Source organism: Streptomyces sp. NPDC017993 (assembly GCF_044328065.1).
Lineage (GTDB): Bacteria > Actinomycetota > Actinomycetes > Streptomycetales > Streptomycetaceae > Streptomyces.
The window spans coordinates 115,170-138,462 of the sequence record NZ_JBIRGO010000022.1 but is presented as its reverse complement, the minus strand read 5'-3'; the positions used below and the strand labels follow the sequence as shown (position 1 = coordinate 138,462).

The 23,293-nt window shown below is 68.4% G+C and carries 18 protein-coding genes and 2 pseudogenes; 12 read left to right on the top strand and 8 right to left on the bottom strand.

The window, feature by feature from the left end:
* A partial coding sequence (locus ACH4FH_RS32130) for a hypothetical protein (RefSeq protein ID WP_398559475.1) occupies positions 1–250 on the bottom strand: 250 nt, incomplete at its 3' end.
* On the opposite strand from ACH4FH_RS32130, the gene ACH4FH_RS32125 reads away from it, so the two are divergent.
* From ACH4FH_RS32125 to ACH4FH_RS32085, 9 genes are all read left to right on the top strand, one after another.
* Positions 149–3,691 (top strand): type I polyketide synthase, encoded by a 3,543-nt coding sequence (locus tag ACH4FH_RS32125; protein ID WP_398559471.1) that lies wholly within the window; start codon positions 149–151, stop codon positions 3,689–3,691. The genes ACH4FH_RS32130 and ACH4FH_RS32125 overlap by 102 nt on opposite strands.
* Before the next feature lie 80 nt (positions 3,692–3,771).
* Entirely contained in the window at positions 3,772–4,542 is a 771-nt protein-coding gene (locus tag ACH4FH_RS32120; RefSeq protein ID WP_398559470.1) for a thioesterase II family protein, read from the top strand.
* Between the two features lie 115 nt (positions 4,543–4,657).
* Positions 4,658–5,908: an activator-dependent family glycosyltransferase gene (locus ACH4FH_RS32115; RefSeq protein ID WP_398559469.1), complete on the top strand. Its 1,251-nt coding sequence runs from the start codon at positions 4,658–4,660 to the stop codon at positions 5,906–5,908.
* Positions 5,905–6,507 carry a dTDP-4-dehydrorhamnose 3,5-epimerase family protein gene (locus ACH4FH_RS32110; protein WP_398559468.1) on the top strand — a complete coding sequence of 201 codons (603 nt, stop codon included), beginning with the start codon at positions 5,905–5,907 and terminating at the stop codon, positions 6,505–6,507. Before ACH4FH_RS32115 ends, ACH4FH_RS32110 begins: the two co-directional genes overlap by 4 nt.
* Before the next feature lie 161 nt (positions 6,508–6,668).
* Positions 6,669–7,577 (top strand): ABC transporter ATP-binding protein, encoded by a 909-nt coding sequence (locus ACH4FH_RS32105; RefSeq protein WP_398559467.1) that lies wholly within the window; start codon positions 6,669–6,671, stop codon positions 7,575–7,577.
* Between the two features lie 110 nt (positions 7,578–7,687).
* On the top strand, positions 7,688–8,425 hold the full coding sequence (locus tag ACH4FH_RS32100) for an ABC transporter permease (protein WP_398559466.1): 738 nt from the start codon (positions 7,688–7,690) through the stop codon (positions 8,423–8,425).
* A 100-nt stretch (positions 8,426–8,525) separates the two neighbouring features.
* Positions 8,526–9,467, top strand: a complete 942-nt coding sequence (locus ACH4FH_RS32095) for an NAD-dependent epimerase/dehydratase family protein (RefSeq protein ID WP_398559465.1) — start codon at positions 8,526–8,528, stop codon at positions 9,465–9,467.
* A gap of 11 nt (positions 9,468–9,478) precedes the next feature.
* Complete coding sequence (locus ACH4FH_RS32090; RefSeq protein WP_398559464.1) at positions 9,479–10,465, top strand: aldo/keto reductase; 987 nt, start codon at positions 9,479–9,481, stop codon at positions 10,463–10,465.
* Positions 10,462–11,841, top strand: a complete 1,380-nt coding sequence (locus ACH4FH_RS32085) for an NDP-hexose 2,3-dehydratase family protein (protein ID WP_398559463.1) — start codon at positions 10,462–10,464, stop codon at positions 11,839–11,841. The genes ACH4FH_RS32090 and ACH4FH_RS32085 overlap by 4 nt, the downstream gene beginning before the upstream one ends.
* Before the next feature lie 78 nt (positions 11,842–11,919).
* Here the strand turns inward: ACH4FH_RS32085 and ACH4FH_RS32080 are convergent, their stop codons facing one another.
* The 3 genes from ACH4FH_RS32080 to ACH4FH_RS32070 form a co-directional block, all read right to left on the bottom strand.
* Entirely contained in the window at positions 11,920–12,777 is an 858-nt protein-coding gene (locus ACH4FH_RS32080; RefSeq protein ID WP_398559462.1) for a maleylpyruvate isomerase family mycothiol-dependent enzyme, read from the bottom strand.
* A gap of 283 nt (positions 12,778–13,060) precedes the next feature.
* A complete protein-coding gene (locus ACH4FH_RS32075) occupies positions 13,061–13,408 on the bottom strand; it encodes a winged helix-turn-helix domain-containing protein (RefSeq protein WP_398559461.1) in 348 nt (115 codons plus the stop codon).
* A complete protein-coding gene (locus ACH4FH_RS32070; RefSeq protein ID WP_398559460.1) occupies positions 13,405–13,539 on the bottom strand; it encodes a hypothetical protein in 135 nt (44 codons plus the stop codon). Before ACH4FH_RS32070 ends, ACH4FH_RS32075 begins: the two co-directional genes overlap by 4 nt.
* A 1,562-nt stretch (positions 13,540–15,101) precedes the next feature.
* Here ACH4FH_RS32070 and ACH4FH_RS32065 point away from each other — a divergent pair.
* Positions 15,102–15,650, top strand: a complete 549-nt coding sequence (locus ACH4FH_RS32065) for an ATP-binding protein (RefSeq protein ID WP_398559459.1) — start codon at positions 15,102–15,104, stop codon at positions 15,648–15,650.
* 66 nt (positions 15,651–15,716) lie between these two features.
* Here ACH4FH_RS32065 and ACH4FH_RS32060 read toward each other — a convergent pair whose 3' ends face one another.
* Positions 15,717–18,362 carry a LuxR C-terminal-related transcriptional regulator gene (locus tag ACH4FH_RS32060; RefSeq protein WP_398559458.1) on the bottom strand — a complete coding sequence of 882 codons (2,646 nt, stop codon included), beginning with the start codon at positions 18,360–18,362 and terminating at the stop codon, positions 15,717–15,719.
* A gap of 524 nt (positions 18,363–18,886) precedes the next feature.
* Here ACH4FH_RS32060 and ACH4FH_RS32055 point away from each other — a divergent pair.
* Positions 18,887–19,519, top strand: a pseudogene (locus tag ACH4FH_RS32055) (recombinase family protein); the annotation flags it as partial.
* A 481-nt stretch (positions 19,520–20,000) separates the two neighbouring features.
* Here the strand turns inward: ACH4FH_RS32055 and ACH4FH_RS32050 are convergent.
* The 3 genes and pseudogenes from ACH4FH_RS32050 to ACH4FH_RS32040 form a co-directional block, all read right to left on the bottom strand.
* A pseudogene (locus tag ACH4FH_RS32050) lies at positions 20,001–20,179 on the bottom strand (IS5/IS1182 family transposase); the annotation flags it as partial.
* A gap of 81 nt (positions 20,180–20,260) precedes the next feature.
* A complete protein-coding gene (locus tag ACH4FH_RS32045; protein ID WP_398559457.1) occupies positions 20,261–21,379 on the bottom strand; it encodes a lipocalin-like domain-containing protein in 1,119 nt (372 codons plus the stop codon).
* A gap of 32 nt (positions 21,380–21,411) precedes the next feature.
* A complete protein-coding gene (locus tag ACH4FH_RS32040; RefSeq protein ID WP_398559456.1) occupies positions 21,412–22,236 on the bottom strand; it encodes a crotonase/enoyl-CoA hydratase family protein in 825 nt (274 codons plus the stop codon).
* A gap of 59 nt (positions 22,237–22,295) precedes the next feature.
* Between ACH4FH_RS32040 and ACH4FH_RS32035 the strand changes: the two genes are divergently transcribed.
* Positions 22,296–23,258, top strand: coding sequence for a GlxA family transcriptional regulator (locus ACH4FH_RS32035; RefSeq protein WP_398559455.1), 963 nt, complete (start codon positions 22,296–22,298; stop codon positions 23,256–23,258).
* Positions 23,259–23,293 lie beyond the last annotated feature (35 nt).

Sequence of the window (23,293 nt, the reverse complement as noted above, 5' to 3'; positions counted from 1 at the left end):
ATCGTGCGTCGAGGAGGGCGAGTTCATTGCGCTCTCGCGGAAGGGCCGGGGTGAGGAGGAGTCGGCCGTAGCGGCATTGGGCCGGATGCACGTCGTGGGGATTGAGGTCGATTGGCGGGCGTTTTTCGAGGGGCGTGGTGCGCGTCGGGTGGATCTGCCGACGTATGCCTTTCAGCGTGAGCGGTATTGGTTGGATGTGCCGGTGGGTGTGGGGGATGTGGTGTCGGCGGGGCTGGGTGTGGGTGGTCATCCGTTGGTGGGTGCTGCGGTGTCGTTGGCGGGTGGTGATCGTCTGGTGTTGACGGGGCGGTTGTCGGTGCAGGCTCAGCCGTGGTTGGCGGATCATGCGGTGTCGGGTGTGGTGTTGTTTCCGGGGACGGCGTTTCTTGAGTTGGCGGTGCAGGCGGCGGACCGGGTCGGTTGTGAGCGGGTGGAGGAGTTGACGTTGGAGGCGCCTTTGGTGCTTCCGGAGCGTGGTGGTCTGGCTCTGCAGGTCACGGTCGATGCCCCCGACGACAACGGCATTCGGACCATCAGCGTCCACTCCCGGCCGGAGAGCGCCGACCTCTTTGAGCCGTGGACGCGGCACGCGAGCGGTTCCCTGAGCGCCGAGGGCGCCACGGGCAGCTCCGTCGACCTGAGCGTGTGGCCTCCGGCCGGCGCGGAGCCGGTCGAGGTCGGCGATCTGTATGAGCGGTTCGCCGAAGCCGGCTTCGGCTACGGGCCTGCGTTCCAGGGGCTGCATCGAGTGTGGGCGGCCGACGACGAGGTCTACGCCGAGGTGCGGCTGCCCGAGGGCCAGCAGTCCGCAGCCGATGCCTACGGCCTGCATCCGGCACTGCTCGACGCCGCCCTGCACAGCATCGCCCTCGGCTCGCTCTTCGAGAGCGGAGAGGGAGAGGGCCGGCTGCCGTTCTCCTGGACCGGCATGTCTCTGCGGGCGTCCGGAGCGACGGAGCTGCGGGTGCGGATCGGTGCCGCGGGCACCGACGCCGTGTGCGTAACGGTCGCGGACTCGTCGGGCAGCCCGGTCGCGGACATCGACGCTCTGGTGCTGCGAAAGATGTCGGCCGCGCAGGTCGGGGCATCCTTGCCGGTCGGATACGAGGCGCTGTTCCGGGTCGGCTGGCCGTCCGTGCCGGCCCCGGCACTGCTGCCGTCCGGGGCCAGACTGGCGCTCGTGGGGTCGGACGATCCCGAGGAGGCTCAACTCCTGGACCGCTCCGGATTCTCCCTGGAGTCCTACTCCGACCTGGGAGCACTCGGCGGCGCCGCCGACTCGGGCAGCTCGGCTCCGCCCATGGTGCTCGTCTCGTGCCCGCCCGCCCCGAACTGCGCCGCATCGGTACGGGACGCCACCCGGCGCGCTCTGTCGCTGGTCCAGGATTGGCTCGCGGACGAGCGGTTCGCCTCGTCCCGGCTGGTTTTCCTCACCCGTCGTGCGATCGCCACCGCTCCCGGTGAGGACGTATCCGATCTGGCCAACGCAGCGCTGTGGGGCCTGGTCCGCTCGGCGCAGTCGGAGAACCCGGAGCGCTTCGTGCTGATCGACATCGATGACGTGGAGGCGTCCGGCAGGGCTCTGGGCGCGGCGCTGCTGTCCGGCGAACCGCAGATGGCGGTGCGCGCCGGCGAGCTCAAGGTGCCGAGGCTGGACAGGGTGCGGACCGCCCCGGATACCGACGAGCCGGCGTGGGGCCCCGAGGGCACCGTGCTGATCACCGGAACGGGCGTCCTGGGCGGCTTGCTGGCCCGGCACCTCGTACGGCAGCGAGGCATCCGCAGTCTGGTGCTGACCAGCCGCCGTGGCCCGGCCGCCGAAGGTGCCGAGGCACTGCGGTCGGAACTCGCCGGACTCGGTGCCCAGGTCACGATCGCCGCCTGCGACGCCGCTGACCGCGAGGCCCTGGCGGAGGTGCTTGCCGCGATCCCCGCCGACCGTCCGCTGACCGCCGTGGTGCACACCGCGGGTGTCGTCGACGACAGTCTCATCGACGGACTCACCCCGGAGCGACTGGAGGCGGTGCTGCGGCCCAAGGTGGACGCGGTGCTGAATCTGCACGACCTGACCCGGGACCGGAACCTCGCCGCCTTCGTGGTCTACTCCTCGGCGGCGGGTGTGCTGGGCAGCGCCGGGCAGGCCAACTACGCCGCGGCCAACGCCTTCCTGGACGCCTTTGCGCACAGCCGGCGCAGCCAGGGCCTGCCTGCCACGTCGCTCGCCTGGGGCCCGTGGGAGGAACTCAGTGCCATGACCTCCACGCTTGACGAGAGTGACGTCGCCCGTGCGGCGCGCGCCGGTGTGGGCGGGCTGGCCACCGATCAGGGACTGCGGCTGTTCGACATAGTTCTCGGCCTTGAGGACCCGTTGCTGGTGCCGGTCCGCATCGACACCTCGGCCCTGCGGACCGGTGCGTCGGACATCGCTCTGCCCGCCGTGCTCCGCGGACTGGTGCGCGGCCCTGGCCGCCGGGCCGTGGCCGCGGTCGGCACCAACGGCACCAAAGCGCCGTCATCGGCCGCGCGTCTGGCGGCGTTGCCGGAGGCCGAGCAGCTCGACGCGCTGCTCGACCTGGTGCGCCTCCACGTGGCCGCCGTGCTCGGCCATTCGGGGGCGGGGTCGGTGACGGCGGACCATCAGCTGGTGGATTCCGGATTCGACTCGCTCACCGCCGTCGAACTGCGGAACCGTCTGAACGCGGCCACCGGTCTGCGGCTGCCCGCGACGCTGGCCTTCGACCACCGCACTCCGGCTGAGCTGGCGGAGCGGCTGCGCCATGAGCTGGCCGCGGCGCCGACCGCCGCGGAGCGCGCCTCGGGTCCTGCGGCTCCCGCCCAGGCCACCATCAACGGCGGCTCGGCCACGCTGAGTTCGCTCTACATGGGGGCGTTCCAGAACGGCAAGTGGGGCGAGGCGTTCGACTTGCTGCGAGCCGTCGCGGCGCTGCGGCCGCAATTCAGCTCGACTGCCGATCTCGCCAAGCCGCCGACACCCGTCAGGCTCGGCCGGGGGGAGGCACGGACCCAGGTGTTCTGCCTTCCCTCCTGCCTCGCCGTGGCCGGACTGCACCAGTACGCACGGTTCGCCTCGTCCTTCCGGGGGCTGCGCGGCGTGTCGGCGCTCGCGCTGCCCGGGTTCGTCCGGGAGGAAAGCCTCCCGGCGACGATGGACGCCGTGGTCCAGGTCCAGGCGGAGGCCATCGCGCAGGCCGCCGGCGGTGACCCGTTCGTCCTGCTCGGCACGTCGGCGGGTGGCTGGTTCGCGCAGGCCGCGGCGGGCTGTCTCGAAGCCCTCGGCATCCAGCCGGCCGGTGTCGTCCTGGTGGACACCTATGTGCCCAAGAGCAACTTCGTCAACCAGTTCGGACTCGCCCTGATGGACGGCATGTCGGAACGCGAAGGAACCTTCGTCGCGATGGACGACGACCGGCTTTCGGCAATGGGCTGGTATCTCGACATCTGCAAGGAGTGGGAGCCGCAGCCGGTCTCCGCGCCCACCCTGCTCGTCCGGGCCGAGGAGCCGCTGGCCGGCGCCAACACCCCGGCGGCCGCGGAGGCATGGCGGTCCTATTGGGACCTGCCCCATGACGTCGTCGACGTACAGGGCAACCACTTCAGCGTGATGGAGGACCACGTCGCTTCGACCGCGGCGGCCATCGAGACATGGATCTCGGGCCTGTCCTCGCGGTGACTTCATGCGCGGCCCCGCCGCAGTGCCGCCGCGTGGGATACGCGGCTCGACCAGTACCCCGGAAAGGGACACATACCACCATGGCATCGCCCACCCGTGACGACAGCCTCTGGCTACGCCGCTTCCACCCTCAGCCCGACGCCAAGGTGCGGCTGATCTGCTTCCCGCACGCAGGAGGATCTGCGAGCTTCTTCTTCCCGATGTCCGAGGAGATGTCCTCCGGGATCGAGGTGATGGCCGTCCAGTATCCCGGGAGGCAGGACCGGCGCACCGAACCGCCCGTCGAGAGCGTCCAGGGGCTGGCCCGGGAGATCTTCACCGTGCTCACGCGATGGACCGATATGCCGATCGCTCTCTTCGGCCACAGCATGGGCGCAAGCGTGGCCTTCGAGGTGGCGCGGCTGCTGGAGCAGGAAGCCGGCATCCTGCCGGCCGCCCTGTTCGCCTCCGGCCGGAACGCGCCGTCCCAGCACCGCAGCAATGAAATTCATCAGCTCGACGACGACGGCATCGTGGCGGAGCTGCAGCGGCTCAGCGGCACCGACTCCCGGATCCTGGGCGACCTGGAGCTGCTGCGCTTCGCCCTCCCCGCGATCCGCGGCGACTACAGAGCGGCGGAGACCTACCGCTACGTGCCCGGCCCCCTGCTGCGCTGCCCCATCGTGGGGCTCGGCGGCGACAGCGACATCCGTGTCACCGTCGACGACGTGGCGGGGTGGGCGGATCACACCTCGGGAACGTTTGAGTTGCAGGTGTTCCCCGGAGGCCACTTCTATCTCGGCGACCAGAAGGCTGCCGTCGTCAACACGGTCTCGGATTTCCTTATCTCCGCGCGGCAGCTGGGGAGTTGAATTCCAGCTGAAGTGGAGCGCCGGCCATGAATAGGGGGTCGGTAGGGGTTGGCGTCGGGCCCTTCCTCAGCTTTGCTGAAAGTGCGTGATGGGCCTGAGGAAAGAAGAAATACACATGCGCGTGCTGTTCGCCACCGTCTCCGAGAAATCCCACTTGTACACCATGGTTCCGTTGGCGTGGGCATGCGCTGCAGCCGGGCACGAGGTGAGGGTCGCCAGTAACCCGGCCCTCACCGAGGCCATCACCCGCACCGGTCTCACCGCCGTTTCCGTCGGCAGTGACCACAATCTGCACGAGATGTTCGCCATGCACCACGACCAGCTGGAGAACGAGATCTCCGACTGGTCGGAGCCGTTCACCGACCGGCAGACCTGGGAGAAGGTGCTCACGAAGTACCGCATGAGCGTCCAGTTCGCCTACCAGATCTACAACGACTGCATGGTCGACGACATGGTGGCGCTCGCCCGGGACTGGCAGCCGGACCTGGTCATCTGGGACCCGCTCACCTTCGCGGCGCCGGTGGCAGCCCGGGTCGTCGGTGCCGCCCACGCGCGCATGCTGTGGGCGGTCGACATCTACGGGGCGATGCGCAAGACCTTCCTCGAACTGAGGGAACAGCAGCCGGAAGACCAGCGGGAGGACCCCCTCGCCGCTTGGCTGTCCGGCCTGCTCGCCCGTTACGGCAGCGACTTCCACGAAGAGCTCACCACCGGTCAGTGGACCATCGACCAGATCCCGGAAAGCCTTCAGCTGCCGTTGGACGGGCTGCGTGTCCCGGTGCGCTGGGTGCCGTACAACGGGCCGGCGGTGGAACCCGCGTGGGTCCGTGAGAAGCCCGAGCGCCCCCGGGTCTGCCTGACCTCCGGAGTGTCCTTCGGCGCGCTGGGCGGCTCCTTCGTGCCCGTCCAGGAGATCCTGGACGCGGTGGCCGACCTCGACATCGAACTCGTCGCGGCGCTGCCCGAGGAGGTGTCGGCCGGACTGGAGCGGGTGCCGGACAACACCCGCCTCGTGGACTTCGTGCCACTGCACACCCTGCTGCCCAGCTGCTCCGCGATCCTCCACCACGGCGGCTTCGGCTCCTGGGCGACCGCACTCGTCAACGGGGTGCCGCAGCTCATGGCCCCGATCCGGTTCGCGGACTGGTGGTCGAAGGCGACCGCGCTGGATGCCGCGGGTGCGGGCCTGTACGTGCATGCCGCCGAGCTCACCGCCCAGGGGGTTCGCGAGGGCATTCTGCGCCTGCTGAACGAACCGTCCTTCCAGGAGTCCGCCGACCGGCTCCGGCACGAGATATTGGCGACGCCGAGCCCCGCCGAGCTGGTTCCGGTGCTCGAGAAGCTGACCGCCGAGCACCGCTCGTGAGCGTACGGGAACTGGTCATCGGGGGCGCCTACGAATTCGCGCCCGCGGTGCACGCCGACGACCGGGGAACGTTCTGCGCGAACTACACCGAATCCTCCTTCGTCGAGGCTGTCGGGCATTCGCTGCGACTGGGGCAGTACCACAACAGCCTGTCCCGGCGCGGCACCATCCGCGGGATCCACTTCGCGGACGTGCCCCCCGGACAGGCCAAGTACGTCACCTGCACCCGGGGCTCGATGCTCGATGTGGTCGTGGACCTCCGGGTGGGCTCGCCGACCTTCGGGCAGTGGGACTCGCTCGTGCTGGATTCTCGTACGTGCCGAGGGGTCTACCTCGCCGAGGGACTCGGCCACGGGTTCATGGCCCTGGAGGACGGCACCGTGGCCGCGTACCTCTGCTCGACCGAGTACAACCCGGGCGTGGAGCACGAGGTCGATCCTCTCGACCCCGCACTCGCCCTCCCCTGGCCGGACGGCATCCCGCCGATGCTGTCCGACCGGGACCGTGACGCGCCCACGCTGGCACAGGCCCGGGAGGCCGGCGCGCTCCCCGACTACGACGCCTGCCTGACCCGCTATGAGGCGCTGCGTCGACTCTGACCGCTCCACCGACCGGTGGGCCCCATGGCAGCCGGTCGGTGGAGTCGCACCATTCACCGAACTGGATACGTCCAAGGCCCACATCGGCCGATCCGGCACGGGCATGCCCGCGGCAAGCAGGACCGATTGTGGAATTCCAGTAGAGGAGAGACGGAGAAGATATGCCGGTGATCGAGGTTCGGAAACTCCGGAAGAAATATGGCGACCGTGTCGCGGTCGACGATGTTTCCCTGCACGTCGAAGAAGGTGAGGTCTTCGGCATTCTGGGCCCCAACGGCGCAGGCAAGACGACAACCGTGGAATGCATCGAGGGCCTGCGCCGGTACGACGGAGGCACGATTTCCGTCATGGGCCTCGACCCCCACCGGGACAAGACCGAGCTGCGGCAGCGCATCGGTATCCAGCTCCAGGAAAGTGAGCTTCCGCCCAGACTCAAGGTCTGGGAGGCGCTGCAGATGTACAGCACCTTCTACCGTGAGCCCGCGGACTGGCGGAAGCTGATCAGCGACTGGGGACTGGAGGGGAAGCGCAACAGCCAGTTCGGACAGCTGTCCGGAGGCCAGAAGCAGCGGCTGTCCATTGCCCTGGCACTCGTCGGCAACCCACGGATCGCGGTGTTCGACGAGCTGACGACCGCTCTCGACCCCCGGGCGCGGCGGGAGACCTGGGAGCTGGTGGAGAGAGTCCGCGCCCAGGGTGTGACCGTCCTTCTGGTGACCCACTTCATGGAGGAGGCGGAGCGGCTCTGCGACCGCATCGCGGTCATCAAGGACGGGCGGCTGGCGGCCCTGGACACCCCGGCCGGTCTGGTTTCCGCCACCAGCACCCAACAACGCGTCCGCTTCAAGCCCTCCGAGCCGCTGGACGACGCCCTGCTGACCGCGCTGCCCGACGTCGTATCGGTGACCCGCACCAACTCCCAGGTGACGGTGACCGGTACGGGGAACATGGTGTACGCGGTGATCGCGACGCTGGCGCACCACCAGATCGTTCCTGACGAACTGCGCCTGGAGCAGCCCACACTCGAGGATGCCTTCGTGAAGCTCACCGGTTCGACGCCCGATCACTGACGCCGTGCCACCGGCCGGCGTGCGGCCGTACCGACCCCAAAGTGACGTGCCGGGCCCCCGCGGCAGTCACGCCGACCGAGGACGGCCCCCCGGCCGCCAGGAGGACATCCATGACCGGACGTTCCCAGCTCACTCTCGTCGAGACGAAGCTCTTTCTCCGCGATCCGACCGCGGTCTTCTTCGTCCTCGCGCTACCCATCATGCTGCTGGGCATCTTCGACATCATCACCGGCAAATCGCACGACACCGCGGCCCAGAAGGCATCAATGGCGGCGTTCGTACCGGCCATGGCGATGTCGATGTGCCTCACCATGCTGTCGCTGAACCTACTGCCCACCACCCTGGCGACCTACCGGGAGAAGGGCATCCTGCGCCGCATGGCGGCCAGTCCCGTTCACCCCGTCAACCTGCTGCTGGCCCAGCTCATCATCAACCTGGCAACCGCTGTAGTAGCGGCGGCGCTGGTGCTCGGCGTCGGACGGCTCGTGTTCGACACAGCTCTGCCGGATCAGGTGCCGGCCTTCCTGCTGGCGTTCGCCCTGGGTGCCTGGGCGTTGTTCTCCGTGGGACTCGTGGTGGCCGCCGTGGCGCCGGGAAGCCGCGCGGCGACATCGATAGGGCTCTCGCTCCTGTTCCCCAGCCTGTTCTTCGGAGGAGTGTTCCTCCCCAAGGAGCAACTCCCGCACACGGTCTCCGTCGTCGGTGACTACACACCGCTCGGGGCCACCCTGCAGGCGCTGCGGGATTCCTGGGAAGGAAACTGGCCACACACGCAGCACTTGCTCGTCCTTGCGATCATCGGAGCGCTGTGCAGCGTGCTTGCTGCCAAGCTCTTCCGGTGGCAGTAACGGTCGGTGGACACGTGCACACCACGCTCCTCTCCCTGGAATCCACGCCCACACGAACAGCGGTTGTTGCCGTAGTTCCGCGCTCCTACGGTCGGCCGGTATGAGCTCGGCCAAGAAACCGTGCGCCGCGGTCATCGGTGGCACCGGATTCATCGGCCGACACGTCTGCGCAGCGTTCACCCGCCGTGGATACCGCGTTCTCGCGGTCGGCCGGAAGCCGCGCCGAGAAGCGCCGGAAGCCGAATTCATCTCCCTCGACATGCTCGGCACCTCCGCGGAACTCATCGGCGAGGTGCTCGCCGTCGCCGACGCCCGGGTAGTGGTCAACGCAGCCACGGACTCCTGGTCCGGCACGGACGCGCAGATGGCCCGCTCCCATGTCCAACTGGTCGAGACACTCGTGGAGGCGCTGGCAGGCATTCCGCAGCGGCCCCGGCTGGTCCACCTCGGCTCGGTGCACGAGTACGGGGAGTCCCCGCCCGGACTCTCCGTGGCGGAGGACTGGCCGCCCGCCCCCGCCACCCTCTACGGGCGGACCAAGCTGGCGGGAAGCCGGACGGTCCTGGACGCCGCCCACGCCGGCCGTATCGATGCCCTCGTCCTGCGGATCACCAATGTGTGCGGCCCCGGCGCTCCCCGCGCCACCTTCCTGGGGAAGGCCGCCACCCTGCTGCGCCGGGCGACCCCCGGTGAGCCCGTCCGGCTGACGATCGCCGAGGCCCGGCGCGACTTCATCGACGTCCGCGATGTCGCGGACGCGGTCCTCCGGGCCGGCGAATGCTCCCTGACGGGCGAGACGGTGAACATCGGTCAGGGGTCGGCCGTGTCCCTGCGGGACGTCCTGGGCCTGCTCGTGTCCGCCTCCGGAGTGCCACCGCATCTCGTCGAGGAGCTGGACGGACCGGTACGCCGGAACGGCGCGGACTGGACACAGGCGGACATCCGGCGGGCGCGCGAGGTGCTGGGGTGGTCGCCCCGGGTGCCCCTGGCGCGGTCGATTGGTGACCAATGGGCGGCGGCCGAAGAGAATCAGAATCTGTAAAGGAATGCCAGATGGAGTACACCTACCTCGGTCGCACCGCCCTCCAGGTGAGCCGGCTCTGCCTGGGCACCCTGAATCTGGGCGTCCGGGCGACCAAGGAAGAGAGTTTCGAGATCTTGGACCGCGGTCTGGACCGGGGGATCAACTTCCTCGACACCGCCAACCAGTACGGCTGGCAGATCTACAAGGGCTTCACCGAGGAGCTTCTCGGCGAGTGGTTCGCGCAGGGCGGCGGACGCCGCGACCAGGTCGTGCTTGCCACCAAGGTGTACAACGCCATGAGCGACCGGCCCAACGACGGCGGCCTGTCCGCCCGCCACATCATCGCGTCCTGCGAAGCCTCGCTGCGCCGGCTTCGGACCGACTGGATCGACCTCTTCCAGATGCACCACGTGGACCGCCACGCCCCCTGGGAAGAGGTCTGGCAGGCCATGGAGATCCTCACCCAGCAGGGCAAGGTGCGGTACGTGGGCTCCTCCAACTTCGCCGGCTGGCACCTGGCCGAGGCGCAGGAGGCCGCGGCACGCCGCAACTTCCTCGGCATCGTGTCCGAGCAGTCCGTCTACAACATGGTCACCCGCTATGTGGAACTGGAGCTCATCCCGGCCGCACAGCGCTACGGCGTGGCCGTCCTCGCCTGGTCGCCGCTGCACGGGGGACTGCTGAGCGGCGCGCTGCGCAAGCTGGAGGAGGGCACGGCCGTCAAGACTGCTCAGGGACGGGCGATGCAGGCGCTGGAAGCGCATCGCGTCGCCGTCGCCGGATACGAGAAGCTGTGCGCCGGAATCGGAGCCGATCCGGCCGAGGTCGGCATGGCCTGGGTCATGTCCCGGCCCGGCGTCACCGCCCCGGTCATCGGGCCGCGCAGCATCGGTCAACTGGAAAGCGCGCTGGGCGCGTTGGACCTGAACCTGACGGACGAACTGCTGGCCGAGATAGACCAGCTGTTCCCGCCGCTCGGCAACGGCGGACCTGGGCCCGAGGCGTGGGCCTGGTGAGCGTCCTCGCCCACCGCGTCCTCGCCCACCGCGTCGCGCGCTCCGCGCTCGCGGCCGACAGCTCCACCGCCCCTCTGCCCGACTTCCACGGCTGGTTCGACGAACGCAACCGGGCAGACACGTCACGGATCGAGCGCATACCCTTCGCGTCCCTGCGGGGCTGGAACTTCCAGTCGGGAACGGGAAACCTCGTCCACGACAGCGGCCGGTTCTTCAGCATCGAAGGCTTGGACATCCGGATGCCCGGCCGCGCCGTCGATGCCTGGACCCAGCCGATCCTCCATCAGCCGGAGGTCGGCATCCTCGGCATCATCGCCAAGGAGTTCAACGGCATACTGCACTTCCTCATGCAGGCCAAAATGGAGCCCGGCAACTGCAACGGTCTCCAGCTCTCGCCGACCGTACAGGCCACCCGCAGCAACTACACACGGGTCCACAAGGGCGCGGCCGTTCCGTACGTCGAGTACTTTCAGCGGCTCGGGCAATACCGGATCCTGGCCGATGTACGGCAGTCCGAGCAGGGTTGCTGGTTCTACCGCAAGCGGAACCGGAACATCGTCATCGAGGTGCACGAGGACATCGAGGTGCTGGACGGATTTCGCTGGCTGACCCTCGGACAGCTGCACCAACTGCTCGCTGTCGACGACCTGGTCAACATGGACTCCCGCAGCGTCCTCGCCTGCCTGCCCTTCCCGTTCCACGGAGCCGGTACGAGTGGCGCAGGCCACCACTCCGCGCTCATCGGAACGGACCTGCTCAGTTGGATCACAGAGGCCCGTACCCGGTGCGACCCCCGCGTCGAGCGTCTGCCCTTGGACAGGGCCCGGGACTGGCAGCGCTCGGCAGACCGGATCTCCCACGAGTCCGGCCGCTTCTTCAGCGTCATCGCGGTGGACGTCCAGGCTGGCGGCCGCGAGGTCCGCAGCTGGTCCCAGCCCATGATCGAGCCGCACGGCACCGGCGTGTCGGCCCTCCTGACCCGACGCGTGGACGGCGTCCTGCGGGCGCTTGTCCACGCGCGCCCCGAACCGGGCTGCACCGACGCACTCGAACTTGCCCCCACCGTCCAGTGCACGCCGGCGAACTACACCCACCTGCCCGCGGCCGCTCGTCCACCGCTCCTCGACCAAGTGATCGAGGCCGCGCCCGAGCAGGTGTTGTTCGACTCGGTGCTCTCGGAGGAAGGCGGCCGCTTCTATCACGCCCGCAACCGCTATCTCGTCCTCGACGCCGACCCGGACCTTTCGAACATCGACCTCGGCCCCGACTACCGCTGGGTGCCCCTCCCGGAACTCATCGGACTGATCCGGCACAGCCACTACCTCAACATCGAGGCACGCACCCTGATCACCTGCCTGCAGAGCCTCGACGTGTGACAGGCCGGCCGAACTCCTCGAATCCGTGCATGAGTTGCTGCGGCATTGCCGGTACGTGCCGGACGGCGAGGTCCAGCATCAGTAGATGATGGACACGATCTGGCAGGTAGCTTCGGCCAGTTGCCGGGCACCGGTGACGTGGGCACGGGCGAGCGCGGTGGCCGGTGTGATGCCGCGGGTGCACAGCCGCCACGCAGAATCCGCGTCCATCCCGACGCGAGCAGCGGTCTGTCCGGCGTGCGGCTCGGACAGCGACCAACGGTCCCCGGTAGCGGTGACGGCCCAGGTGCCACCGGCCGGGCCGTCGACGCTCACCTGGATCTGCGTGCCGACGGCCGCAGCCGTGTGCCGCAGGGTGTGCGGCAGAGCCCGCATGAAGATGTCCAGGACCACCGAGAGAAGGTGGGGGTTCAGGTCGGTTCCCTGGCCGACGGCGTGACGGATCTGCTGACGGTGGGTCCAGAACTCCGTCAGGTCGCGTGCGCAGTCCAGCCACATCGGCGCGGGATCGATGCCGGCCCACGACACCCCGAGCGAGGGAGCGCCGGGATCGGTGGTCTCGAAGAACCGGGTGACCTGCCCGCCGACCAGATCCAATGTGTCTGTGAGAGCGGCGGGGCTTACCCGCGCCAAGGCGTCGATCCACTCCTGGTTGATGCGGTGGATGAACGTCTCCAGCGTCTCACCCGGCGCGAAGCGGGGCCCTTCTTGGTGGCCGTCACGGTCGCGGGCAAGGCGCCCGTAGAAGTCACCCAGGATGTGCGTGGCGAGAGCGCGGACGGACCAGCCCGGCACCGCCTCCTTGCCCCAGTCGGCCTGCTCCAGGTCACGTAGCGTGGCCATCAACGCCGCTTGCTCTACGGCGAACAAGGGGCGGACGTCGATCGGGGCACCGAGCCAGGAATAGCGCGGATCATGTGCGAGCCAGCGTTTCATGGCCAAATGATGCCAAGCGCATGCCCGAGCGACCATGATTTTCTTCCGAACTGGGGCCGTAGGCAGCGACAGTAGGGGTTGTCCCACAGCGTCCGCTCGGGACCTGGTGGCGTGATCACGGCGTCACGTGTGAATTGGCGCAGCTCGGCCCGCGTACGCGCTCTTTGATGCGGACGGCACGTCGATCGACGCTGCGGACACCGCACGCCGGACGGTCCGGGGAACGTGGGCGGCATCGCCATGAGTCGGTATGACAGCGTCCACTTCGCGGTGCTGGACGAGTTCAGCTCCATTGGCCTCTAGGTACTGTCCGACGGGGAGTGTGTGCCTCGCCGGTCGCTCGGGCCTGGGTGATGATCTCTTGCAGGGCCGCGATGTGGCTTTCCAGGGCTTCCCGGCCGGCCGGTGCAAGGTTGATCCAGGTGCGGCCCCGCTTGCCTACGTATCCGCGACGGACCTCGACGTGATTGCAGTCGCTCAGCTTGGTGACCTGCTTCGACAACGCCGAATCGGACAGGCCGACCGTGTCGCGGACGAAGGCGAACTCCGCCCACCGTGCTGTGCTCAGCAAGGACAGGATGGACAGCCGTGTCGGATCGGCCAGGAGCGGGTCGATGGGGTTCGCGGTCACTGCATCCTCCGCTTCGAGGTCAGCTTGAACAGCCACTTCCGGAAGCGGGTGTCGAGCGAGGTCAGGGCGGTGGTCACCATGATCAGCAGGAGCATGCCCATCGTGTGCCAGTAGGGCACGTGGTCGTTCAACTAGGCGGTGTGGGGGGTGATGCTGAAGTAGCCGACGGCCATTAGCACGGCGACGGCGGTGAGCACTGCCAGGACGTAGGCCGGCGGTCGGTTGTGGGCTCCGGTGGTGCATAGCCGAGCAGAGCGGCTCCGCGCGGGGTCCTGGAGGCGATTCCGTGGGTTTAGAGGACGGCGGCCACCATCAGGACGGGCGTCGCCCCCGGATCGTCGAACACGTCGTACCACGCGCCGAACGCCAGCCCCACCAGAGTCAACGCGACCTTCACTCTCAATGGCTCCTGACGCGCCGTCAACGCCGCACCCTGGTACACCGGCGTTCCGCGCAGAGCCAGAGCAGCCTGCTCCGGACTCGGTCGATCCGGCATGTGAGCTGCCTTGCTTTCCGTAAGGAGAAGCTCTTTCCTAGTTGGAAAGCCACACCATGCTGTCCCGAAGGTCGATTTCCCCAACCGGGATGTTGAGTACGCCGGCGATCTGAGTAATGCGTGCTCGGGCAAGGCCGCGGACGGCTCAGTAGCGTTCAGGGGAGGGGTGCTCGTGAAGACCGATTCCTGTCGGCACGGCGAGCAGTGGACCGACCGAGGGGACGCATGAGCACAACACCTGGTCGCGGAGCGGGAGACGGCGCGCCGGACGACCGTCTCCCGTCCCGCCGCCACTCAGCGCATTACTCGACGGAGCGCGATGGGCCTACGTCAGGGGTCACCGAGGGGATCACGTTCGAGAGCCCACCTTCCCGGAGCGGTTCCGGGGACCCCACGACGCCGGCTTGATCCGTGGCGCGAACCCTCTCGCCCGTCCGGGCGCCTTTCCGCCCGCGTCCCACCCCGAAACCCGAACCGATGATTGAGTAACGATCACTCCCCCAGGGCGCCAGGGCGGTGATCCACTGGAGACCAGCGGCAGGGAACTGGGGAAGGCGCCCGCCGCAGGACCTGGGCCGATCTTCCTTGTGCGGTCCGGGGCCGATTCGTCTCTGCCCTCGTGAGTAGGAGCGGAAACCCACGGGGGTGGAGACGGAATGGCCACCACGCGGACGGCAGGAAGTGCCGTCGTGCATCCGGTGACCGAGCCACCGACGGGCGGATGCGTCCGCGAATCGCTGTCAAGGAAATGCCGGTTACTCATCCGACTGCGGAGACCGCATGCGACGTTCCCGGTATCGCTCGTCCGACGGCCGGGGGAGAAGGACGACCGATGAGCATGTTGAGTTCGTTCCCTGCGCCGCTCCTGCTGAATACGGTAGCGGCGGTTCTCCTGGTGATGAAGTACCGAAGGTACCGGTAATCCGTACAGGGGCACGACGCGAGTCCGTCGTCGGCCGGCCGTGTGTCGACGCAGTGGAGGAGCTGCCCGCCGGGCTGCGGGCGGGTGGCCGAGGCGCTCGACGGGGCAGGTGGCGTGGACCACCGGTGCAGACCGCGAACGGGCCGTAGGGCTCCCGGGAGAGCGTTTCGGTTGATTTGAGTCATTGCGACTCAAGCAATCCCTTCCTGTGACTTGCACAGTAGGCGCAGGCAAAGCCGTCCGGATACCCAGAAGCTGTATCGGAGGGATTCTCCATGGAAGGTAGTGCTGCGCCCGGTAGTCCTCCCGTCACCGATCTGCAAGGCGCTGTGACGACGGTCGTCCCAGGTCCCCAGGCGCTGTCCGACGGGGAAGGCGCGCCCTGCGGCGGCGCAGCGTCGTGTGCGCTGTACGAGCCTCACCACGGGCGTACGGGTGGCACGGTACGGTCCTGGGACCTCCCGCACGACCTCCGTTCCGCGCCCTTCGTCCGAGATCTGATCGGTTCCTGCTGCCAGCGGTGGAATCTCTCCGAGCGGTGTCTTCAGGACTGCTCGCTGGTCGCCTCCGAGCTGGTGTCCAATTCGCTGACCCACGCCCTCCCGCCGATCACCGTCTCGGTGATTCTGCCGCCGTGCCGGCAGCACATCCGGCTGGAGGTGTCGGACGGGGGGAGTGCCGGCGTCGAGGCCGAAGAAGGGCTGGATCCTGACGAGCACGGCCGGGGCAACATCGTCATTTCGACGATCGCCGCCTCCAGTGGCCATGGGGTGAGCGGTCAAGGGCTGCACATCCGCTGGGCGGCGCTGCCAACTCGTCCGTGAGGAGCGGGTGGCGCGGGGCAGCGCATCGAATGAGGCGGCTCTGCCCACTGAGGCGTCGTACACAGCTCAAGGCTGATCTTCCTGCGGCAGGAGTCCGTCATTGACGATGCGCGCCAGTTCACGGCGGTTCTTCGCGCCGACTTTCTGGTAGATGCGATACAGGTGATTGCCCACGGTGCGGACCGAGATGCTCAAGGAATCAGCGATCTCCTGGTTCGACATGCCCCGTCCGATGAATCCCGCCATCTCACGCTCGCGCATGGTCAGCAGAGCGGGCATGTCGGCCAAGCCGATACCGAAGACATGGGCGCCCCCGCACTGCGCGTACAGCGCGGACGCCTTGCGGCCGGCGGAGACCGCCGCCCGGGTATGTCCGATGCGGCGTTGTGCTGCCGCGGCGGCGTGGTAACTCTCGGCGGCAAACAGGGCGAAGCCCATCGCATCCCACCTCTCCGCCACTGCCAGCAGGGGCGCGGGCTCCTGCTGGTCGAGGGCGGCGGCGCAGGCGGCGCGTGCCGTCGGCACGGGACTGTCGCAGACCCTTGCCAGCTCCTCGAGGCGTCGTCGCACACGGCGAGCGCCACCCAGCCGCGCCACGTCCATCAGCAGCTCGCTCTCCTGGGCGAGACTGCCGAGCGCTCGGGCGCGCTCCGCTTGCTCCATGAATCCTGCGCAGGCCTCACTCAGCCTGCCGTTGAGAGCCATCTCCCACGCAGGAAGCGTGGCGACATCGGGTCGGGTGTACCCGGCAGGTCCCAGATCGCAGACCTGCTTCCAGAGTGCCGCGACCTTGGCGCGGTTTCCCAGTGCGGCCGTGACCTGCGCAAGTCCCGACACCGACAGCCACTGAGCGCCCTTGAAACGGGCGTCGGAGGCCAGCGCCGCAGCGGTCGTGAACCACTCGAAGGCGCGCGGCAGCCGTCCTGCGAAGTGCTCGACCTTGCCCAGCCCCACCGCGATCCAGACCTGGCAGAACAGTGAATGGTCGGCGGACGCGAGGGCGTAGGTTTCCTCGCCCAGCGTCCTGGCCTCGGCGAGCCGTCCGGCCTGTGCCAGCGCATGCAGCTGCGAAACGAGCTGCATGCGCGGGTCCGCCACCGCGATGATGCTCTTCGCCGCAAGGTGCTCTTGGTACGCCTCGTTCGCCAGCCGCAAGGCCTCTTGGTTGCGCCCAGCCTCGGAGAGGGCATAGACGACGGGGATCGCACCCATGACGCGCGCCCGGGCGTTGTGCATGTGCTCCAGGTCGTTCAGGATCCGGAGGGTTCTGCCGTAGTCGCCCAGAAAGGCGCGCACGCTGGCCTCGTCGACGCGCAGTTCCTCTTCGGCCTCCGTGCTGGTCAGTCTCAGTCGGGCGGCCTTGTTCGAGGTGAGTGCCTCGTCGAGGCGTAGCGCGCCCCACGCCAGGGTGTGCGTGCGCAGAATCGTCGCGTGGAGTATTTCCTCGTCGCCCTGCGCGACCGACGCGGCATCTGCCAACGCCTGTTCGGCATCGTCGAACCGGCCGAGTTTGAAGAGCGCGTCACCCAGGACGAGCCGTGGTTCGGAACCGGGCTGCAGTCGGCACAGTGCCTGGGCGATGCGCACCACTGACTCGTAGTCCTCGGCGCCGCGGGCCATGGCCAGGGCACGTGTCAGGAAGTCGGGGTCCGCGGTGCCCGTGGCGTCCAGCGACCACTGCGCGGCCAGCAGTGGATCCCCACGCCGTCGGCGACCGGTCCTCTCCAGCCGTGCGACGCGGTCCGTGAGCAGCTGTTTACGGAATACGGAGGAGACCTGCTTTTGGAGAAGTTCCCCGTACAGCGGATGGGTCAAGGTCAGAGTGGCCCGTCGGCCGTCGGTCTCGACCCGGGCGAGACCGGCGCGCTCCAGTTCGTCCAGGACGGCGGGCGGCGGTTCAGCGGCGCCCACCGAGCCGCAGACCGCCAGCGCTTCCAACGTTGTTCTGCCTTGCGGGCTCACCGATTCGATGCGGCTCTGGAGCATTTCCGTCAGGCGCCGCGTTCCGCTCACGGGGCCCGTGCAACGCCAGACGCCACCGTCCCCCACGAGGACTCCACTGTGCAGGGATCCGCTGACCAGCTCCCGCAGGAAGAGCGCGTTGCCCTGACTGGCCTGGTGAAGCAACAGTGCGGTCCCTCGTTCGACGGGGCCGCCCAGAACGGTCTGCAGCACCGTCTCCACTTCCTCCGCGGTCCATGGTTCGATGTCGATGCGGTGCGTCCGGTCGCCCCGGTCCAGACTTCCCACGGCCTCCGACAGAGGCTCGCCCGAGCGGATGGTGGCCAGCAGGTATATCTCGCGTGCGTCGACGAGCTGCCCGATCAGAACGGCCGACGTGGCGTCGAGGAGATGGAGATCGTCGACCAGCCACAAGGAGGCGTGCGCCTTCTTCTGCTGGGCTCTGAGATGTTGTACAGCGGGGTGGAACAGGCCGCCGGGGTCGCTGACGATTGCGGCGGACAATAGGTGGGTGATCGCGCCCAGCGGAATGGTCCGGGTGGCGGCCGTCGCGATGACGCGGGAGCATGCGTAGCCCTGGGCGGCGGCCTCGGCCAGGCATTCTTCGGCCAGTCGCGTCTTACCGACGCCTGCCGAGCCGCGGATGGTGCAGTTCCCGAGATCGGCTGACGCCAGGTGCTCGCGGAACGACTGGACCTCATCGACACGGCTGACCAGCGGCCATCGACCGTCTATGGAGCTGTTGGCCATGATCAGGACCTACGGGTTGGGGAGCTATGGACGTCCACATCTCTGACCAGCATTACACGCGCTACCGATGGCGATCGACTCTGCACGAGGGCCCGCCTTGGGACTGCGTGGGCGCAGACGTTCCGCAGGGGGAACAGGTCGTTGCGGAACGGGCGGCTGATGCCATGCCCCCAGGGTGAGCGCGATGAGTAGCGTAGAGATACCGGACGATCACGTCGGGTGGCGGGCATTTTCGGTCGAGCACGCCCCGGGTCGAGCACCGCGCCAACGCTCTTCCGGGCAGCTAACTACAGCCGGGACCATGATCAATTTGAGCGGCCCTTTCGTTGGTGGGCGGTCTGCGGCCTTGGGGAACAGCGGTACAGCCGTTAGCGCTAAGCACTTGATCTTGGGCGCTACCACAGGTGATCTGCTGTGTGCGGGTGTTCGAGGCCCGGAAACGATCACGTTTCCGCAGGTCGCCGTTCGCAAAAGTCCTCTCGAAACCCGCGCGTTGTGCGAGACACTTCTGAGAGACCGCCCGCATGGATCTCACGCCCGATCAGGCAGCACTTGCAGTAGAACGTCACGACTGCCCGAACTGTGACGCGCCCGCCGGCAGCGCCTGCCGCACCCGGGGTGGGAAGACCGCCGCGAAGTACCACACCCCCCGCTTCGTCCTCGTCCCTGCACTCCGCGAGGAACTGGAGATCCCCGTCCCCGCCGACCGCCACCCCGGCCGCGCATGGAAGCAGGGCCCGGCTCTCACCAAGGTGCCCGCGCCCCGCACCGAGCGGCCGGTGAGGATCGGGTACGCCCGCACCTCGACCGCCCGCCAGGAGCTGGCGAGCCAGCTCGAAGCCCTCCACCTCGCGGAGTGCCACAAGGTCTTCAAGGAACAGATCAGCACCCGCGTCAAGGTCCGGCCCGAGCTGGAGAAGGCGCTCGCGCTGGCCCACCAGTTCAAGGAGGCCGCCCCCGAGACGCCGGTAATCTTCACCGTGCACGAGCTGAAGCGTCTGGCCAGGAACGGGGCCGAGCTGATGACGCTGTCCGCCGAGCTCCAGGCCGGCGGCATCCAGCTCGAACTCCTCACCGGACCGCTCACCGGGATCTACGACCCCAACGGCATGGGCGCCATGTTCTTCGCCGTCCTCGCGGTCGCAGGGCAGATCGAGCGCAACCACATCCGGGAAAAGACCCTCGAAGGCCAGGTCATCGCCGCGTCCAAGGGCAACCACGGCGGATGGCTCAAGGTCATCGACGACGACATGCTCACCTTCGCCGTCGCACTCAAGGACAAGGGCGTCGCCGTCCCCGAGATCGCCAAGAAGCTCACCATCAAGGCCGGCAAGAACGCGGGCAAGTCCCCCTCGGTCGCCTCGCTGTACCGGGCCCTCGCGGAAGCCGAAGCCGCCGCGGTGGACGACGGCCTGCCGCTACGGCCCAAGCCCGTCCGCATCCGCAGGCCGCGGACCCGCTCACCGCCGAGGAGATCGACCTGCGCGACCGGCTCCAGTCCCAGCCCCACCCGAACACCGAGATGCGGTAGGGCCTTCCGTGCCTGGCTTGGGGCTCACCTCGGCCACCCGCGGGGAGCGAGGGCCGACCATGATCAACGGCTTAGCGCTAACGGCTGTACCGATGTTCCTCAAGGCCGGTCTGGAACGATCCGCGTGCACCTGGCAGGTCCGCGGGCGAGCAGGTGCGGTAGGTCCACGCGATGGCTTCAAGGGGACGGCGGTGGTCGGCCACCGCCGTCCCTTGACCGGATCGGCCGACATCACCGGCTCGATCCGATGCCGCATCGCCTCACTGACCGTTGACCGGACCGACACACCCGACCAACTGGCCAACCGCCAGTGACATGGACCAGTTGCGCTGCGAGGACTTGATGTCGTCCGTCGGTGGTCGGGGCGTCAGGCATGGTGGCCTATGACCGGGATACGGACCCGACCGGTGTCGTGCGGGTCGGCACCCGAGCCGGCCTCTGCACTGCGGGTCGTGTTGCTGTCGAAGTGGAGCAATTCCCAGAGCGTGCGTCCCTTCACCGTCTCTACTCTTTCGCTCCCGTCGGTCGCCGCACGCTGAAGAGTCACCTCACCGAGAAACCGGTGGTAGGCACCAGCCGATCCGAAGTTCAGCAGGAAGGCGTCCTGGTCGCGCTGGAAGGTGATCGTGTAGGTGAAATCCTCGCCGGCGCACCGGTACTCGAGGCGATCGGCCACCGGGACCTTGCTGTCGTCGTGGACGACGACCTCCCCCTCGGTGCAGTCAACGGCGTCCGCGCCGACCGCGGAGGCGATGATCCGGCCTGACTTGGCCACCAGCACGGCGGGAAGAACCGCCTTGTCGTAGCGTTCATGGCTGGCGAACATCAACGTGACGACCGTGTACTCGCCCAGCCGGGCGCGGCCCCAGTACCAGTGATCGAGCACCTTGCGAGGAGCGATGTTTCCCCAGTTGTGGTCGTGGTAGCCGGTGCCGGTGAGCTGTTGGGTTTCGCCGTTAAAGGTCACTCTCGCGTCGACCTTGCCGTGGGCGACGACGGGCAGCCACGCGATGTAGTGCTCCTCGTCAGGGCCGAAGAAGGCGTGCCCGGTCTCCGGCCGCCAGGGCGGCACCTGCGCACTGAGGGTGAGATCAACGACGGAGTCCTCGATCTCGACATGAAGGGTGTAGCCGTCGGGGCCGGAGCGGAAGGCGTGGGGGCCGATCACCACGTCGCATTTTTCCCGTGAAGCGGTGAAGTCCGCAGGTTCCCCGGTGTATTGCTTATCGGTCCGGGACCCGTCCGGGCGGGTCAGCGTCAGCAGGACGAACGGAGTGAGCGGTGCCCGGGGGGAGACGAAAGGCGGCTTGGTGTGGAATTCGACGGTCAGGGTGGAGCCGTCGTCGAGATGGGCGTCGCAGTACCACCACTCGAATGTTCCCTGAGCGGGGTCCGTGCGTAGCCCGTCCTCCCATGGCTGGACGACGTCAGGTGTGAGGTTCAGCCGCTCGTAGTGGCGCGGCAGGCTGCCGATGACGGCGTGCATGACGGGTTCCTTCGGTGACGGTGAGGTTGGGTTCAGGCGCCGGTGTAGACCGGAGTACGGCGCTCGATCAGGGCGTTGATCCCTTCGGCGGCGTCGGCAGTCGCGAAGAGTCGGGGGCCCACCTCACCGCGCAGGCTGGCGGCGGACGCGGCGATCGGTCCGCGAAGGGCCGCGCGGGCATCGGCGAGAGTGGCCTGGACGGCGAGCGGTGCCTGTTGCGCGATGCGGTGGGCGAGTGCCGTCGCACGGTCGAACTGCTCACCGGGGCGGACGACTTCCTGGACGACGCCCATGCGCCACGCTTCTTGAGCGTCGAACTGGTCGCCGGTGAGCAGGTAGCGCATCGCGTTGCCCCAGCCGGCACGGTGCGGCAGCCTGACCGTGGCACCGCCCAGGGCGACGATGCCGCGGGTGACCTCCTGCTGGCCGAAGAGGGTGTCAGCCGCGGCGACACACAGATCGGCGTTGAGCACGAGTTCCAGACCTGCCGTGAAACAGCGCCCGTGGACGGCGACCACGACGGGTTTGGTGGCCGGCTCCCCGTACATGCCCCAGGGGTCGCGGCCGGTGTCCGGGATGAGTCCCTCGCCGCCGGTCGCCAGCCGTGGGGCGAGGGAGGCCAGGTCGAGTCCGCCGGTGAAATGAGGGCCATTGCTGCGGACGACTGCCACCCGCAAAGTGGGGTCGTCGGACAGCAGGGCGTAGGCGTGAGACAGACCCTCGATCATGTCGGCGTCTATCGCGTTGGCCTTCTCCGGCCGGTTGAGGGTGATCGTGAGCACCGCGCCTTCCCGGCCGACGAGCACCTTCTCGGTGGGGGCGGCTGCGGTGGGAGCGGGGTTTCTTGTCGAGGACATGGGTTTACCGTAGGAAGGGCAACGGCAGCGATTGCGACATCGGACGGAGCTCCTGCGACATGCATATCGGAGTGGTGGCGCTCCCTGGCTGCTGGGACTCGGGGCTGACCACCGTCCTGGATGTCCTGCGGACGGCGAACGCCGCCCGCAGGCAGGTCGACCGGGAGATCCCCGCCATCACCGCGGTGACGGTGGCTGCCGGGTGCGACCCGGTGCCGACCGCAGGGGGTCTGCTCGTACCGGCCGCCCGCACCCTGGACGACTGTGTGGCCACGGCCGACCTGGACCTGCTGCTGGTACCCGCGCTGGCCGCGGAGAGCCCCGCCACCATGGTGGATGCTCTGATGCGCCCCGAAGTACGGGCGCTCCGCACGGCCCTGCTCGATTGGTCCGCCGACGGTCGTGAACTCGCCGCGGCGTGCACGGGCACTTTTGTTCTTGCCGAGGCCGGGCTGCTCGACGACCGGCAGGCCACGACGAGCTGGTGGCTGTGGGATCTCTTCCGCCGGCGCTATCCCCGGGTCGGGCTGGACGTGTCCCGCATGGTGGTCCGGGACGGCACTGTCGCCACCGCCGGTGCGGCCTTCGCCCATATCGATCTGGCCATGAGCCTGGTGGCGAGGGTCAGTCCGCAGCTCGCCCACGTCACGGCGACTGCCTTGCTCATCGACGAGCGTCCCGCGGGCAGCGTCACCTCGGTCACCGGGCACCTCGCCGAGAACGACCAGTTGGTCAATGACTTCGAGAGCTGGGTACGGTCCCATCTCCAGCACGACATCGCAGTGGTGGACGCCGCGCTCGCCCTCGGCACCACCCGCCGGACTCTGGAGCGGCGGGTGCGGGAGCGCCTCAACATGACCCCGTACGGCTTGGTGCGCAGGTTGCGCGCCGAGCGGGCCGGTCACCTGCGCCGGACCACCGATCTGACGATGACCGACATCGCCCGGTTGGTCGGATACCGGAACGCCTCTTCGCTCCGAGCCCTGCTCAGGGCGGAGTTCGAGAGCCCAGACGGCGTGTGACGGGGTCGGCGACGTCGCATCCGTGCTGCGTCACC

What these genes read in the sequence shown, in the direction of transcription:
- ACH4FH_RS32115 (WP_398559469.1), top strand. Translation starts at nt 4,658, where the DNA reads ATGCGCGTGCTGTTCGCCACCGTCTCCGAGAAATCCCACTTGTACACC.
- ACH4FH_RS32120 (WP_398559470.1), top strand. Translation starts at nt 3,772, where the DNA reads ATGGCATCGCCCACCCGTGACGACAGCCTCTGGCTACGCCGCTTCCAC.
- ACH4FH_RS32060 (WP_398559458.1), bottom strand. Translation starts at nt 18,362, where the DNA reads ATGGCCAACAGCTCCATAGACGGTCGATGGCCGCTGGTCAGCCGTGTC.
- ACH4FH_RS32105 (WP_398559467.1), top strand. Translation starts at nt 6,669, where the DNA reads ATGCCGGTGATCGAGGTTCGGAAACTCCGGAAGAAATATGGCGACCGT.
- ACH4FH_RS32090 (WP_398559464.1), top strand. Translation starts at nt 9,479, where the DNA reads ATGGAGTACACCTACCTCGGTCGCACCGCCCTCCAGGTGAGCCGGCTC.
- ACH4FH_RS32080 (WP_398559462.1), bottom strand. Translation starts at nt 12,777, where the DNA reads ATGAAACGCTGGCTCGCACATGATCCGCGCTATTCCTGGCTCGGTGCC.
- ACH4FH_RS32045 (WP_398559457.1), bottom strand. Translation starts at nt 21,379, where the DNA reads ATGCACGCCGTCATCGGCAGCCTGCCGCGCCACTACGAGCGGCTGAAC.
- ACH4FH_RS32040 (WP_398559456.1), bottom strand. Translation starts at nt 22,236, where the DNA reads ATGTCCTCGACAAGAAACCCCGCTCCCACCGCAGCCGCCCCCACCGAG.
- ACH4FH_RS32065 (WP_398559459.1), top strand. Translation starts at nt 15,102, where the DNA reads ATGGAAGGTAGTGCTGCGCCCGGTAGTCCTCCCGTCACCGATCTGCAA.
- ACH4FH_RS32100 (WP_398559466.1), top strand. Translation starts at nt 7,688, where the DNA reads ATGACCGGACGTTCCCAGCTCACTCTCGTCGAGACGAAGCTCTTTCTC.
- ACH4FH_RS32095 (WP_398559465.1), top strand. Translation starts at nt 8,526, where the DNA reads ATGAGCTCGGCCAAGAAACCGTGCGCCGCGGTCATCGGTGGCACCGGA.
- ACH4FH_RS32035 (WP_398559455.1), top strand. Translation starts at nt 22,296, where the DNA reads ATGCATATCGGAGTGGTGGCGCTCCCTGGCTGCTGGGACTCGGGGCTG.